This is a genomic window from Deinococcus carri, from assembly GCF_039545055.1.
GTDB lineage: Bacteria > Deinococcota > Deinococci > Deinococcales > Deinococcaceae > Deinococcus > Deinococcus carri.
Map to the genome: position 1 here is coordinate 1 of NZ_BAABRP010000014.1, position 12,989 is coordinate 12,989.

Annotated in this window: 16 protein-coding genes; 7 read left to right on the forward strand and 9 right to left on the reverse strand. The window is 69.3% G+C overall.

Going from position 1 to position 12,989, the window contains the following annotated elements:
• Window positions 1–276: 276 nt before the first annotated feature.
• Window positions 277–744 carry an S-ribosylhomocysteine lyase gene (locus tag ABEA67_RS14565; RefSeq protein WP_345466479.1) on the reverse strand — a complete coding sequence of 156 codons (468 nt, stop codon included), beginning with the start codon at window positions 742–744 and terminating at the stop codon, window positions 277–279.
• A gap of 151 nt (window positions 745–895) precedes the next feature.
• On the opposite strand from ABEA67_RS14565, the gene lspA reads away from it, so the two are divergent.
• Window positions 896–1,417, forward strand: a complete 522-nt coding sequence (gene lspA / locus ABEA67_RS14570) for a signal peptidase II (RefSeq protein WP_345466482.1) — start codon at window positions 896–898, stop codon at window positions 1,415–1,417.
• 239 nt (window positions 1,418–1,656) lie between these two features.
• Here lspA and rpmB read toward each other — a convergent pair whose 3' ends face one another.
• Window positions 1,657–1,872, reverse strand: a complete 216-nt coding sequence (rpmB, locus tag ABEA67_RS14575) for a 50S ribosomal protein L28 (protein WP_345466485.1) — start codon at window positions 1,870–1,872, stop codon at window positions 1,657–1,659.
• Between the two features lie 191 nt (window positions 1,873–2,063).
• On the reverse strand, window positions 2,064–2,333 hold the full coding sequence (locus ABEA67_RS14580; RefSeq protein WP_345466488.1) for a GlsB/YeaQ/YmgE family stress response membrane protein: 270 nt from the start codon (window positions 2,331–2,333) through the stop codon (window positions 2,064–2,066).
• A gap of 299 nt (window positions 2,334–2,632) precedes the next feature.
• On the opposite strand from ABEA67_RS14580, the gene thrC reads away from it, so the two are divergent.
• Together thrC and thrB are read left to right on the forward strand one after the other, a co-directional pair.
• Window positions 2,633–3,670 carry a threonine synthase gene (gene thrC / locus ABEA67_RS14585; RefSeq protein WP_345466491.1) on the forward strand — a complete coding sequence of 346 codons (1,038 nt, stop codon included), beginning with the start codon at window positions 2,633–2,635 and terminating at the stop codon, window positions 3,668–3,670.
• 91 nt (window positions 3,671–3,761) lie between these two features.
• Window positions 3,762–4,685: a homoserine kinase gene (gene thrB, locus ABEA67_RS14590; protein ID WP_345466493.1), complete on the forward strand. Its 924-nt coding sequence runs from the start codon at window positions 3,762–3,764 to the stop codon at window positions 4,683–4,685.
• 24 nt (window positions 4,686–4,709) lie between these two features.
• On the opposite strand, the gene ABEA67_RS14595 is transcribed toward thrB, so the two are convergent.
• Both ABEA67_RS14595 and ABEA67_RS14600 read right to left on the reverse strand, forming a co-directional pair.
• Window positions 4,710–4,940, reverse strand: coding sequence for a hypothetical protein (locus tag ABEA67_RS14595; protein WP_345466495.1), 231 nt, complete (start codon window positions 4,938–4,940; stop codon window positions 4,710–4,712).
• 99 nt (window positions 4,941–5,039) lie between these two features.
• Window positions 5,040–7,262, reverse strand: a complete 2,223-nt coding sequence (locus ABEA67_RS14600; protein ID WP_345466497.1) for an MMPL family transporter — start codon at window positions 7,260–7,262, stop codon at window positions 5,040–5,042.
• 167 nt (window positions 7,263–7,429) lie between these two features.
• On the opposite strand from ABEA67_RS14600, the gene ABEA67_RS14605 reads away from it, so the two are divergent.
• Window positions 7,430–7,603: a hypothetical protein gene (locus ABEA67_RS14605; protein ID WP_345466499.1), complete on the forward strand. Its 174-nt coding sequence runs from the start codon at window positions 7,430–7,432 to the stop codon at window positions 7,601–7,603.
• Between the two features lie 4 nt (window positions 7,604–7,607).
• Here the strand turns inward: ABEA67_RS14605 and ABEA67_RS14610 are convergent, their stop codons facing one another.
• Entirely contained in the window at window positions 7,608–8,387 is a 780-nt protein-coding gene (locus tag ABEA67_RS14610; RefSeq protein ID WP_345466502.1) for an APH(3') family aminoglycoside O-phosphotransferase, read from the reverse strand.
• A gap of 31 nt (window positions 8,388–8,418) precedes the next feature.
• The gene (locus ABEA67_RS14615; RefSeq protein WP_345466504.1) at window positions 8,419–9,288 is read right to left on the reverse strand and encodes an alpha/beta fold hydrolase; all 870 of its coding nucleotides are present in this window, start codon (window positions 9,286–9,288) and stop codon (window positions 8,419–8,421) included.
• Between the two features lie 41 nt (window positions 9,289–9,329).
• On the opposite strand from ABEA67_RS14615, the gene ABEA67_RS14620 reads away from it, so the two are divergent.
• Genes ABEA67_RS14620 through ABEA67_RS14630 form a run of 3 tightly spaced genes read left to right on the forward strand, consistent with a single transcriptional unit; the run spans window position 9,330 to window position 11,441 of the window.
• On the forward strand, window positions 9,330–10,235 hold the full coding sequence (locus ABEA67_RS14620) for a hypothetical protein (RefSeq protein ID WP_345466506.1): 906 nt from the start codon (window positions 9,330–9,332) through the stop codon (window positions 10,233–10,235).
• Window positions 10,232–10,621 carry a hypothetical protein gene (locus ABEA67_RS14625; RefSeq protein ID WP_345466508.1) on the forward strand — a complete coding sequence of 130 codons (390 nt, stop codon included), beginning with the start codon at window positions 10,232–10,234 and terminating at the stop codon, window positions 10,619–10,621. The genes ABEA67_RS14620 and ABEA67_RS14625 overlap by 4 nt, the downstream gene beginning before the upstream one ends.
• A gap of 31 nt (window positions 10,622–10,652) precedes the next feature.
• Window positions 10,653–11,441 (forward strand): CDP-alcohol phosphatidyltransferase family protein, encoded by a 789-nt coding sequence (locus ABEA67_RS14630; RefSeq protein WP_345466510.1) that lies wholly within the window; start codon window positions 10,653–10,655, stop codon window positions 11,439–11,441.
• 97 nt (window positions 11,442–11,538) lie between these two features.
• Here ABEA67_RS14630 and ABEA67_RS14635 read toward each other — a convergent pair whose 3' ends face one another.
• The gene (locus ABEA67_RS14635; protein WP_345466512.1) at window positions 11,539–12,213 is read right to left on the reverse strand and encodes a DUF2270 domain-containing protein; all 675 of its coding nucleotides are present in this window, start codon (window positions 12,211–12,213) and stop codon (window positions 11,539–11,541) included.
• Window positions 12,214–12,330: 117 nt separating this feature from the next.
• Complete coding sequence (locus ABEA67_RS14640; RefSeq protein ID WP_345466514.1) at window positions 12,331–12,975, reverse strand: MBL fold metallo-hydrolase; 645 nt, start codon at window positions 12,973–12,975, stop codon at window positions 12,331–12,333.
• Between the last annotated feature and the right edge of the window lie 14 nt (window positions 12,976–12,989).

A 12,989-nucleotide genomic window follows, 5' to 3' on the forward strand; every position in this document is an offset into this window, starting at 1 on the left:
CTATCTTGACCTGTCCACTTCTGCCCCGCAGGACAGAAGCTTCTTGCAACCCCTCCAACGGAGGAGATTGTTTCTTGCAGTATGTGCTTCACTCGCACGCTTCGCTTGTCATGCTGCTCGCCTCAACCGAGGCTCAGAAAAGATACAGGCGTTGGAGAATTCTGTCAACCCCCGCCCCTCAACGTCCTCTTGAGCCGCAACGCCACAGGCCACAGAACCTGTCCTAGCCACAAAAAACCCGGCCACTCAGGACCGGGTGGGGCCGCAGCATTCGCCTCAGCGTTGCAGCAGAATCGTTTCCTGCACCTTGAGACCCTGGGTCAAGGCGTCGCGGGCGTGCTGGCGGGCGGCCTCCAGATCGTGGTCGCGGTAGTTGCCGCATTCCAGCTCGCTGACGCCGGGAATGGGACGGTCGTGGGCCTCGGTGTCGCGCAGGGCGGCCTCGAAGGCACGCAGCACGCCCTGTTCGTCCGGCTCGCCAATCACGGCCATATACATGCCGGTGCGGCAGCCCATCGGGGAGACGTCCACCACGTTCTGGAGGTGGTCGCGCAGGTACCCGGCCAGCAGGTGTTCCAGCGTATGAATAGCTGCCGGGTCAATCGCCGCCTGGTTGGGTTGCAGCAGACGCAGATCGTACTTGCTGATCTGGTCGCCGCGCGGGGTGGTCTTGACGCCAGCCAGCCGCACATAGGGAGCCTGCACCTTGGTGTGGTCGAGATCGAAGGATTCCACGTTCGCCATGCGGCCTATTGTCGGCGGGGCACGCGGGGACAATGTGACGCGGCCCCTGCCCGTGGTGCGGCGTGTCTCCCCCGGCGGTTCCCTGGGACGGCACTCCGTTCAGCCCAGAAAGCTTCGGCCACCTTTCCGAGCACCGCCCTATACTGCGCCCGTGCCCACCCTGCTTGATCGCCAGCGAACCTTTCCCGCCTGGGTCCCGCTGCTGCTCGCCGCCCTGCTGGTTGCCGCCGATCAGGCGCTCAAGGCGTGGGCGCTGGCGAACCTGACCTATGGGGCCGCGCCCGTTCCCTTTCTGCCGGGCGTGCTGGACTGGGTGCTGACCTTCAATACCGGGGCGGCCTGGAGCCTCTTTTCGGGGTCCGCCGTGCCGCTGGCGCTGGGGCGGCTGCTGGTGGGGCTGGGGATTCTGGTTTATCTGGTGGTGCGGCCCCAGGGCCGCTTTCTGACGGTGGTGCTGAGCATGATTGCCGCCGGGGCCATCGGGAACACCATCGACGGGCTACGCCTCGGGCGGGTCACAGACATGCTCCACGCGCCGCCGCTGAGCGCCATCACGCGCGCCCTGAACGCCGGGGACTTCCCGATTTTCAACCTGGCGGACTCGCTGGTGGTCGTGGGAACGCTGCTGCTCCTGATCGCCAGCTTCATGGGCGAGCGCAAGCCGAAGGTCTGAAAGGATTCCGGTTAATCAGTGATGCAGTCGCTGGTTAACCCGACCGGAGGGAGAAGGAAAAACAGTGACGGATAGGAGTGGAGGCACCGCAGCGCAGCGGACTTGCAAAGCTCCGCAGGAGAGGGGCCGTAACGGATTATCCGGAATCCGTATGAACCGGCACACCCGGCACCAAAAGGAAGCGCCCCCATCCATTTAGGACGGGGGCGCGCTCGCTTCTTGCGGGGAAGGGGCTGGACTCAGACCAGGCTCTTGCGGCACTTGGTGCAGACGCGCATCCGCACGGAGACGCCGCCCCGGTTGACGGTGAGGGGCTGGAGGTTGGGCTTCTGGACCCGCTTGGTGATACCGGTGGTCTTGCGACCGACGCCGCCCTCACGGCGGGCCTTACCACGGCGAACGACCGAGTTCACCACGATCGGTCCCTTACCGCACACTTCGCACACTTTCGACATGTTCGTACTCCTTCTTGGAGCCAGCCCCGTTGTTGTGCCGGGGGCGGTGACCTGGGAAAAGGCCAGTGCCACGCCGGGCAGGGTCAGGCAAGCCTTCCAACTGTAGCACACCGGAAGAAACAGGAAGGATGGAGATCACAAGAAAAACCGGACCCCGAGGAGTCCGGCTGCCGTTCAGAAAGTGCCGTGTGTCAGCGCAGGACGCGCAGCGCCTTGAGGATGGCAATCAGGATGACGCTGCCGACGATGCCCCAGATGATGCTCCAGAAGTTGAAGCCGTTGCCTGCCGCGTAGGCACCGCCGATGCCGAGCAGGTTGCCGAAGATCCACTGTGCGAGCAGTGCGCCGACGATACCGATCAGGATGTTCGCGACCGCACCCTGCTGGGCATCGGTCTTCATGATGAGGCTTGCGAGCCAACCGCACAGGGCACCAACCAGAATCAGGATAATCCAACTCATCTTCTTCCCTCCAGGACGTTGAGTTTCGAACAAAGCTGCTGTTCGTTGTGATTGCACAATGAAACCCGCTGCCCCCCCCCAGTGTGTTTCTCATTACCTTCTCAAGGCTGCCCAAAGGTGGGATGGATGTCCCGCGAAGCTCCGTTAAGGCTGAGGTACAGAAAGCGCCCCAGGCGGCCTCATCTCTGACCAAAAGCTGACGCCAGGCTAGGTGGCCGGACCTGTCTTACTTGCCGGAAGCGCGGGCCTAAAGAGGCCGCTAGCATGGGCGGAGCTGACCCCACGGAGGAGCTTTGAGCATGCCCGGACTGATCGAACGTTACCGCGAGTACCTGCCCGTGACTGAACGGACACCCGCCCTGACCCTGCATGAGGGGGGCACGCCCCTGATTCCCGCGCCGGGGCTGAGTGCGCGCCTGGGGGTGGACCTGTACCTGAAGTACGAGGGGCTGAACCCCACCGGGAGTTTCAAGGACCGCGGCATGGTGATGGCGGTCGCCAAGGCCATCGAGGACGGGGCGGACACCATCATCTGCGCCAGCACCGGAAACACCAGCGCCGCCGCCGCCGCTTACGCTGCCCGCGCGGGCCTGAAGTGCATCGTGCTGATTCCCGACGGGAACATCGCGCTGGGCAAGCTCGCGCAGGCGCTGGCCTACGGGGCGCGCATCGTGGCGATCAACGGGAACTTCGATGCCGCCCTGAAACTGGTGCGGCAGATCAGTGCCGAGCATCCCATCGCCCTGGTGAACTCGGTCAATCCCTACCGCCTGCAAGGGCAGAAGACCGGGGCCTTCGAGATCGTGGACACGCTGGGCCGCGCCCCCGACCTCCTCGCCATTCCGGTGGGCAATGCCGGGAATATCAGCGCGTACTGGATGGGCTTTACCGAGTACCAGCAGGCCGGGAAAAGCCCTACCCTGCCGCAGATGTGGGGCTTTCAGGCGGAGGGGGCCGCGCCCTTTGTCCGCAACGCCATCGTGGACGAGCCGCAGACACTCGCCACCGCCATCCGCATCGGCAATCCGGCGAGTGCGGACCTGGCCCGCGCGGCGGTGCGCGAGAGCGGCGGCCTGTTCGACATGGTTTCCGACGAGGAAATCATGCACGCCTACAACCTGGTGGCGCGGGAGGGCGTCTTCTGCGAACCGGCCAGCGCTACCCCGGTCGCGGGCCTGCTGAAGCTGCACGCCGCCGGGCGACTCGCGCCGGGGCAGACGGTCGTGGCGGTCCTGACCGGCAACGGCCTGAAGGACCCCGACGCGGCCCTACGCGCGGTGGAAGCGCCGCAGGCGGTGGAGGCCAGCATGGAGCGGGTGCTGGAGAGCATTCTTTGAGGGGGAGGCAGGGCGCGGTGCGCGGTGCGCGGGGAAAGCGGGGCGGCCTCTGCTCTCTGCCCGCTGTCGTCTGCGCGCCGGGAGCGTACCCATGACCTTTACCGTCCGTGCGCCCGCCTCCAGCGCGAATCTGGGGCCGGGGTTCGACAGCCTGGGGCTGAGTGTGCCGCTCTTTACCACGCTGCGGGTCACGAAGCAGGCGGTGACGGAGGTGGTGCCGCTGGGGCCGGAACTGGAAGGCACGCCCGCCGACGAGAGCAACTACGTGTACCGGGCGATGGAGCTGGCGGCGAAGCGGGCCGGGCAGCCCCTCCCCCCGGCCCGCGTGGAGATAGAGACGGAGGTGCCGCTGGCACGCGGCCTGGGGTCGAGTGCCGCTGCGCTGGTCGCGGGCATCGTGGCGGGCAATGAGCTGCTGGGAAGGCCGCTGAGCGACGAGACGCTGCTGGACGTGGCCGCCCGCGAGGAGGGCCACCCCGACAACGTCGCCCCGGCGCTGTTCGGGGGCATCGTGGTCGCCACGCTGGACAAGCTGGGCACGCATTATGTCCGGCTGGACCCGCCTACCCACCTGGGCGTGACGGTGCTGATTCCCGACTTCGAACTCAGCACCAGCAAGGCCCGTGCCGTGCTGCCCAGGGAATACAGCCGCGCCGACGCCGTTCACGCCCTCTCGCACGCCGCGCTGCTGGCCGCCGCGCTCGCGCAGGGGCGGCTGGACCTGCTGCGCCACGCCATGCAGGACTACATCCACCAGATCTGGCGCGCGCCGCTGGTGCCCGGCCTCAGCGACATTCTGGAGGAGGCGCACCGGCACGGCGCACTGGGGGCGGCCCTCAGCGGCGCGGGGCCGACGGTGCTGTGCTTTCACGACACACGCGAAAGCACTAAGCACTTGCACCGCTATCTACACGGCGTGATGAACAAGAACGGCCTGACGGGGCGGGTGCTGGACCTGCCGATCGATACGGCGGGAACGGTGGTCGAGCGGGCGGGCCAGGCCCAGAAAAGGTAACCCTCCCGCCGTTCCGTCAGCCCGTCAAACGGCGGTCTGGGTCGGTACGGACGCGACCTCGGCCTGGGGCTGGGTGGAGATGTAGGCGATGGAGCGCCAGGGAATCAGGAAATGGCCCCCTTCCCCCTTCACCTCGAACGGTGTGGCCGGGAGGTGGGCCTGATTGAGCGTGCGGCTGAGTCGGTCCTGCTGAGAGCGCGTCATCCTGAGGGCCACCACATCGCCATTGCACAGGTGCAGATTCACGGTGAGCATCTCGCCTCCGGGGGGACTTCTGGGATTGCTGTAGAGCTGCTTTCAAGTTAACGCCCGGTTTCTTACGCGTATCTTTCGATCTCTGCGCGGGGCCTGCCCTCAGTGTTCGACCCGCACCCGTGGCAACAACCGGTCCAGCCACCCCGGCAACCACCAGTTCCAACGCCCCGCGAGCTTGAGGAAGGCGGGCACCAGCACCAGCCGGACCAGCGTGGCGTCCAGCGCGACAGCGACCGCCAGCCCCAGGCCGATGCTCTTGTTGGCGACGACGCGCCCGACCACAAAGGCGCAGAAGACGATGAACATGATCAGCGCCGCCGAGGTGATGATGCGGGCCGTGCGGCCCACCGCCAGCACCACGGCCTCGTCGTTGGGGTGGCCGCGCAGCACCTCTTCCTGTACACGCGACAGCAGGAAAATCTCGTAGTCCATGCTGAGACCGAACAGCACGGCGAACAGCAGCAGCGGCAGGCTGGAATCGAGCACGCCCACGTCGCCCGGAATGCCCAGCGGCCCGGCCAGGAAGCCTTTCTGCACCACCAGCGTGACCACGCCGTAGGCCGCGCCGACCGTCAGCGTGTTCATCAGGATGCTCTTGAGCGGCACCAGCAGGCTGCGGAAGGCCACCATCAGCAGCAGGAAGGTCGCGGCAAAGACGGTCAGGACGGCGGCAGGCAGCGCGTCCGTGATGGCGTGGCTGAACTCGCGCTCACCGATGGGGGCACCCCCCAGCAGGAAGCGGAAGCCGCTGGCGGAAAGTGTCTGCCGCAGCCGCGTCTCGAAGGGTTCAATCTGGTCGGCGCGCAGGTAACGGTCGGGTACGACGGTCACGCGCAGGAGCTGGCGGTCGGCGCTGAAGGAACGGCGGGTGAGCAGGCTGACTGCCCCCAGCGCGTCTGTTCCCCCGCCCCCCGCGTTTCCGACGAGGTCGGCAGGCGTGAGAAAGGGGCTGACGACGGTCTGGACGCCGGGCAGGGCGCGCAGGTCGGCCACCACCTGCCGGAAGCGGGCGCGGTCCGCCGGGCCGTACCTCTCCCCTCCCAGGTCGAGAATCACCTCGAACTGGCTGAGCAGGCCGCCCGCGCCGAGGTCGCGCACGTCGGCCAGGGCGTCGCGGCTCTCCACGCCGGGCGTGAGGCCCCAGGCCCCCGCGTAGCCGGTCCGCATGTCGCGGGCGGGCAGCGCGAGCAGCAGCAGAAAGAGGGTGCTGAGGACCACGGCCAGCCAGGGCCGGGCGGTCACGCGGCGGGCGAAGGCGGTCCAGGCCCCCGACGCCGCCCCGCTCTGGCTCCAGGTCAGGCGCAGCAGGCGCGGGCTGTTCACCCGTTCGCCCAGCAGGGCCAGCAGCGCGGGCAGCGCCGTCACGCTGGTGAGGACCGTCAGCAGGACGACCAGCACGCCGCCCAGCCCCATCGAGCGCACGAAGGCGATGGGCGGCAGAATCAGCGCGGCCATCGCAATCGCCACGGTCAGGCCGCTGAACAGCACGCTGCGGCCCGCGGTCAGGACCGTGCGGGCCGCCGCCGCCCGCGCATCGCCCCCGCGGGCCAGTTCCTCGCGGAAACGGTTGACCATCAGCAGGGCATAGTCGATGCCCGCACCCAGGCCCAGCATCGTAATCACGCTCTGGGCGAAGGTGGACACCTCGGTCAGGTGGGTCAGGCCATACAGCCCCGCCATTGCCACGGTGATGCTCAGCACGCCCACCAGCAGCGGCAGCCCGGTGGCGACCAGCGCCCCGAACACACCCAGCAGCACCAGCGCCGTGAGGGGCAGCGCGGCGAACTCGCTGCGCTTGGTATCGCCCTCCGCGAAGGCGGTGAAGTCGTCGGCGATGGCCTGCCCGCCGGTCACGCGCACGTCCAGCGCCGGGGATTCGGCAGCGGCGGCGTAAGCGCGCACGCGGGCGAGGGTCTGGGTCGCGCCTTCCCGCAGCGGAATCTGCGCGACGGTCAGGGCCAGCTTGCCGTCCGGGCTGACGGTGGGCACGGCCCCCTGTGCCCCGGCCCGCAGCACGCGCGTCACGCCCGGCACCTCCTCCAGCCCGGCCACGAAGCGGTCGTAGGCGGCGCGGCCCCGCGGGGTGGTCAGCGGCGGCACCGAGCGCGTGACCAGCAGCGCCGTGTTCGTGTCCTTTTCCCCGAAGCGCTCCCGCAGCAGGGCCGTGACGCGGCTGCTCTCGGCGTTCCTGAGTTCGCCGGGGTTGGCGCTGAGGTGGCGGGGGGCCAGCGAGGCCGGGTAGGCGCTGAGCAGCGCGAGCAGCCCCCACAGCAGCAGCACCAGCCACGGGCGACGGGTCACGAGCAGGGAAAGGGCGCGCACGGGGCAAGTAGAGCATGGCCTCTCCGCCAGTTGGCGGAGGCAGCCTGGGCCATCTTCGGGATGCGCTGGCCCACTGGAGGCGCGTACGGTCAGGGTGTCCGAAGGTGGCCTCCCGTCCGCCATTCGCCGCCGAAAAGGCCCGGCTTCCCCGGAAGCCCACGAGGAAGGTGAAGTCCATGCGGTACGAGTACGACGCCCGCCACGACGGAGCAGCGTTCCACCTGGAGGACCTGCACACGGAAGGTGCCCGCGAGCGCCTCTGGCGGGCCGACCACGCGGTGGGCGGGTTTCAGCCCCTGCGGTACCTGCGCGGCCTGTTGACCCGTCAGCAGGCGGAGTAACCGTTCAGAACAGTTCGTCCAGCAGGCGGTAATACGCCAGCTTGCCCTCGTCCACCAGCGCGCGCCCGTAGAGGTCGAGGAAGCGCTCGGCGTGGTCCGGCCCCAGGTTGTGCGTCAGGCTGCGGTGGGCCAGCGCGAGGTCCGCGTGGCGGTCGGCCAGCCCCGCGCGGCCCACGTCCACGAAGCCCTCCACGTACTTGCCGTTCAGGATGAGGTTCGGCAGGCAGGGGTCGCCGTGCGTGACCACGATGTCTTCCTTCTCGGGCCGGGTGCGGACGAGTTCGTTGAAGAGGTCGGCCGCACTTCTCCCCTGCCGCTCCTCGTCGAAGTCGGTTTCGTCCACCAGCCCGGCCTGCACCTGTTCGCGGGCCAGGCGCAGGGTGACGGGCAGGGACATGTTGAAGGGGCACTCGCGGGCGGGCAGGGCGTGGAGTTCGCGCAGAGAGCGGGCCAGCAGGTCGGTGACGCGCTCGGGGTGCAGCAGGGCGTCGGGGTCGCTCATGGGGATGCCGGGCAGGCGGGTCATGGCGAGGTACTCGTGGGTGGGGGTCGTCTCGAAGCCCACCACGGCGGGCACCGGCACGCGGCCCCACAGCCAGCGCAGGCGCTCGCGCTCCTGGAGCAGCGTGCTGACGGGCAGGCCGCCGCGTTCCTGCACCTTGACCACGTATTTCTGGGAGCGCCACACACCCGCGCCGCTGCACCCCTCCGTCACGGCCTCCCAGCGGGCGGCGGGCAACACGCGGCGCAGGGATTCGGGCAGGGTCAGGCGGTCGGCGGTCATGCGGGGCAGGATACGGGAGAAAGCGGGCCGCTCAACCACCGTGCAGGAAGGCGAGGAGGGCCGCCGCGAGTTCGTCGGGCGCTTCCTCGGCCATGTGGTGCCCGGAGTCGATGCCGTGGCCGCACAGGTCCGCCGCCCAGGGCTTCCAGACCGCCAGCACGTCGCCGTACAGGTCTTCCAGGTCGTCCTCCAGGGACCACAGCACCAGGGTGGGGCAACGCACCTGCCGCCCGGCCCGCTGGTCGGCCTCGTCATGTTCGCGGTCGATGCCCAGGCCCGCGCGGTAGTCCTCCACCATGCCGTGAACCACGGCGGGGTCGTGGATGGCGGCGCGGTAGTCGGCGTAGTTCTCCGCGCCCATCTGCGCGGCCTTGCCGGGCATGTTCCCATACCAGGCGTCGGGGTCGGCCAGAATCGCCCGCTCGGGCTTCTCGGGCTGCCCGAAGAAGAACCAGTGCCACCAGGCCGCGGCAAAGCGCGCGTCGCATCTCTGGAGGGCTTCCGCGATGGGCACGGCGTCCAGCACCGCGAGCTTCGTGATGACTCCGGGGTGGTCCAGCGCGGCCCGGAACGCCGTGTAGGCCCCCCGGTCATGGCCCACGATGGCGAACTGGTCAAATCCCAGATGAGTCATCAGCTCCACACAGTCGCGTGCCTTGGCCCGCTTGGAGGAACCGGCGTGGTCCGGCGTGTCGTGCGGCTGCGAGGATTGCCCGAAGCCGCGCAGGTCCGGGCAGACGACCGTATGCTGTCCGGCCAGCAGGGGGGCCACCCGGTGCCAGGTCGTGTGCGTGCGCGGGTGCCCGTGCAGCAGCAGGACCGGCGGGCCGGAACCGCCGTGGCGGACGCGCAAGGTGGCTCCCGAGAGTTCGACCCTCTCCAACCTGAAATCTGGGAACATGGAAAGACTTTATTCTCTGCCGCTCCCTGTAGACTGCCCCCGTGAAGGTCGGACTGCTGGATACGCTGGGGGCGCGGTACGGGCGGTACTGGGCCGCTTTCCTGAAAGAACTCGGGGTGGAGGTCGCGGTGCCGACCCTGCCCGCCGCGGGGGCGCTGGCGCTGGGCCGCGACAGCCTGCCGGACGAGCCGGTGCAGGTGCAGCTCGCGCTGGGGCGGGTGCTGGAACTCGGGCGGGTGGACCTGGTGCTGCTGCCCCAGACCCCGGCGGTGGCGAGTGACGCCTGGGGCGAGGCGCTGACGGACCTGCTGCCGCGGCGCATCAGCGGCCTGCCCCAGCTTCTCGCCCTGCCCGACGGCGGGCCGGAGATGGTCGCGGCGGCGACCGAGCTGGGCCAGCGCCTCACCCGCAATCCGGGCCGGGTGCGGCTGGCGCTGGAGCGCGTCAAGCCGCTGGCGGCGGAGAAGCGGGCCGAGATGCCGCGCCTGAACATGGGGTCACGCGTGACGGTCGCCGTGATTGGCCCCCGTGCCCTGCTGGCCGACCCGGACCTGAGCGGGGGGCTGCGGGAGGCCCTGGACGCGCTGGGGCTGCACGGCGTCTACCTGCCGGACCTGCCCGCCGCCCAGGTCGCGGAGCGCGGCGAGCGGCTGGAAAACGCGGCCCGCGCTCCAGCGGGTGAAAAGGAGCTGTTCGGCGCGCTGAAGCTGCTGGAGGGCAAGAGCGCCGTGCGGGGCGTCCTGCTGGCCTCGCCCGCGCGGGACGGGGCGCACCGGGCCGCGCTGAACCGGCTGGCGGCCATGACCCACAAGCCCGCCCTGGTCATTGACGTGGACGCCGGGCAGACCGAGTGGCCCGAGCTGGCCGCCTTCCGCGACCGGGTGACGCTGGGGGCTGCGGCCCGCACCGCCCCAGACACCGCAGATGAGGCCGGGGAGGCCTCTTGAACCCCTGGCGCTGGCTGACCACGCCCGACCCGGACCCCGGTTTCACGCCCCGCAAGCTGCTGAAGCTGTTCGTGCGGGTGCTGATTTTCGCGCTGCTGGCGTCGCTGCTCTCGGCGGTGCTGCGGGCGGCGGGGCTGGGGAAGTACCTGGACACCTGGTGGGGCACGCTGCTGTTCGTGCTGGTGCTGTATGTGCCGCTGGCGCGTTTTCTGACGGTCGATACCTTCGTGCCGCGGCGGCTGGCACAGAACAGGACGGCGCAGCAGCGGGGCGGGGCCAGAGGCACCGGCAAGGCCGTGACCAGCAGCGCCGAACGCCGCAAGGAGCGCAACCGCTACGCCGGCGTCCGCAAGGGACCGCCGCGCGGCAGTGGTGGCAGGCGCTAATACGCCGGAACGGGAGGGGTGACGCCCGCGCATGAGCCACGCCAAGGCCCGCCCCGCCCGCGAGTGCGCCGCCGAGAGCCTCTTCCGGCCCCTGGCCGAGCGGCTCCTGCCCCCGCTGGCGCGCCGGAACGTGAACCCGCTGGCGGTCGTGCTGACCCACACGGCGCTGGGTGTGCTGGCCGGGGTGCTGCTGCGCCGGGGCCACCGCCTCACGCCCGCCGCGCTCCTCCAGGCTAAGACGCTGCTGGACAACCTGGACGGCCAACTCGCCCGCGCCACCGGTCAGACCACCGAGACAGGCCGCTACCTGGATTCCGAGATGGACGTGGTGGTCAATGCCGCCGTGCTGGTCGGTCTGGCCGGGCGCTGGGGCCTGCCCCTCACACTGCTGCAAAGCCTGATTCTGAGCGTGGACTACCTCTGGGAGCGCGACCACCGCGCCGCGCGGGGCGCAGTGTTCCGCGAGCCGCCCATCCAGGCCGCGGACCACCCGCAGGTGCTGGCCGCCCTGAAACTCTTCTACGCCCTGTACTTCACGCCGCAGGAACGGCTGCTGGGGGCACTGTTCGAGCGCAGGCTGCGGGCCGCAGCGGGAGCCGTCCCCACCCCCGCCGACCGCCGCGCCTACACGCCCCGCGCCATCAACCGGATTGCCGTGAACCTGGGCCTCAGCACGCAACTGCTCGCGCTGGGGGTCTGCCTGCTGCTGCGCCGTCCCCGCCTCTACCTGTGGAGCCTGCCCGCTCAGGCGGCGCTGCTGGCGGGAGTGCAGGTGTGGCGGGAAGGACAGGTACGGCAGGCTGTGAGTGGTCAGTGGTGAGTGGTCAGTGGACCCGGAGGCCATGTCATTCAGGGCGGGAAGGCCTGTTGGGAGAGGCCCTTCACCCACTCACCACTGACCACAACCCACTGCCCCCTTACCCCTCTTCCAGCGGATAGGTCCGCGCCGCCCGGATCGCCAGCGTGATCAGGTAGCCGTAGAACACGAACACGCCCAGAAAGACCAGCCAGCCGGGAAAGTTGCCGATGTCGGCCAGCGAGAGGGCAGCGGGGAACTCCAACACCCAGCCCTTGGGCTGTTCCAGATCCAGCTTGGCGAACCAGGCGAACAACACGGCCGCGTAGATCCAGAGGTAGTTGCGGTTCAGCCGCCAGCCCAGCGCGTCGGCGCGGCTCATGGGGCTGCGGGGCTTGGCGAGTTCGGCCAGTAGGAGCTGGTGCCAGCCCGGTTCCACCCGGTCGCCCAGCATCGCGGGAAAGAAGAAGCGCTCCATGATGCGGACGCGGTGGTGGGCAATCTCGTAGGTGCGGAAGCGCCGCGCTTCGAGGCGCAGGAAGAAATAGTTCATGAACATGGCGAACAGGAAGGTGGCGTGGCTGTTGTTGGGGTCGCCCAGCGCGAAGGAAGCCAGACCCGCCGTCGTCACCACCGACCAGTTGGTGGTCATATCCAGCCGCTGGCGGTAGGCGGTCATCTTGCCGACCTCCGCCCGGTAGAGGTGAATCAGGGCGTTGGCGGTGTTCGTGCTGTAACTCAGGTCGGTCAGGGTCTGTTCCAGCAGCGCCCCCGCACCCCCACCTGTGCCGGGCATCAGACCACCCCCGCCCGACCCACACGGATTCCAGAATGGCGTGAGCCTTCGGCGCTTTCCCGAAGGAGAACGGCTGGGGCCGGAATCCGTGGCATGGGTTCAGGGTAAAGCTTCACGTCATCTTAAAAAGAGGTTCGTGCGCCGCTCGGTCCCGACCGTGGTGGCCGGGCCGTGCCCCGGATACACCGCCGTCTCGTCGGGGAGGCTCAGCAGCTCGCGCCCGATGCCCTCGATCAGTTGCGGATGGTTGCCGCCTGGCAGGTCGGTGCGCCCGATGCTGCCCTGAAAGAGCGTGTCGCCCGCCACCACAAAGCCGTCACCCACGAACACCACATGCCCCGGCGCGTGGCCCGGCAGTTCGCGGGCGGTGAGGGTCAGGTCGCCCGCCTGGAAGGTCTGGCCGTGGGCAATCCCGGCGTCGGGGGCCGCGGGTTGCGTAAAGGGCAGGTTCCAGCGGGCCGCCGACTCCGCGCCGCGCTCGTAGATGGGCCGGTCGGCGGGGTGAAGGTACACCGGCACGCCCAGCGCCTCCCGCAGGGGCTGCACTGCCCCGATATGGTCGAAGTGCGCGTGCGTGAGCAGGATGCCGCGCACCGTGACGCCCGAGCCGCGCACCAGGGCCAGCAGCGCCTCCGCGTCGTCGCCGGGGTCGATCAGAAAGCCCTCGCCATCCTGTCCGGCCACCAGCACCGCGTTTTCCTGAATCGCCCCGGTGGGCAGGGTCCATACGCGGGCGGGGCCATGTTCTCGCGCCTTGGTCATGGGGTGAGTCTAGA

Bases quoted from the DNA above. Each gene is read 5' to 3' on its own strand.
- ABEA67_RS14610 (WP_345466502.1), bottom strand. From the start codon at position 8,387: ATGACCGCCGACCGCCTGACCCTGCCCGAATCCCTGCGCCGCGTGTTG.
- ABEA67_RS14580 (WP_345466488.1), bottom strand. From the start codon at position 2,333: ATGAGTTGGATTATCCTGATTCTGGTTGGTGCCCTGTGCGGTTGGCTC.
- thrC (WP_345466491.1), top strand. From the start codon at position 2,633: ATGCCCGGACTGATCGAACGTTACCGCGAGTACCTGCCCGTGACTGAA.
- thrB (WP_345466493.1), top strand. From the start codon at position 3,762: ATGACCTTTACCGTCCGTGCGCCCGCCTCCAGCGCGAATCTGGGGCCG.
- ABEA67_RS14595 (WP_345466495.1), bottom strand. From the start codon at position 4,940: ATGCTCACCGTGAATCTGCACCTGTGCAATGGCGATGTGGTGGCCCTC.
- ABEA67_RS14635 (WP_345466512.1), bottom strand. From the start codon at position 12,213: ATGCCCGGCACAGGTGGGGGTGCGGGGGCGCTGCTGGAACAGACCCTG.
- ABEA67_RS14630 (WP_345466510.1), top strand. From the start codon at position 10,653: ATGAGCCACGCCAAGGCCCGCCCCGCCCGCGAGTGCGCCGCCGAGAGC.
- rpmB (WP_345466485.1), bottom strand. From the start codon at position 1,872: ATGTCGAAAGTGTGCGAAGTGTGCGGTAAGGGACCGATCGTGGTGAAC.
- ABEA67_RS14615 (WP_345466504.1), bottom strand. From the start codon at position 9,288: ATGTTCCCAGATTTCAGGTTGGAGAGGGTCGAACTCTCGGGAGCCACC.
- ABEA67_RS14565 (WP_345466479.1), bottom strand. From the start codon at position 744: ATGGCGAACGTGGAATCCTTCGATCTCGACCACACCAAGGTGCAGGCT.
- ABEA67_RS14640 (WP_345466514.1), bottom strand. From the start codon at position 12,975: ATGACCAAGGCGCGAGAACATGGCCCCGCCCGCGTATGGACCCTGCCC.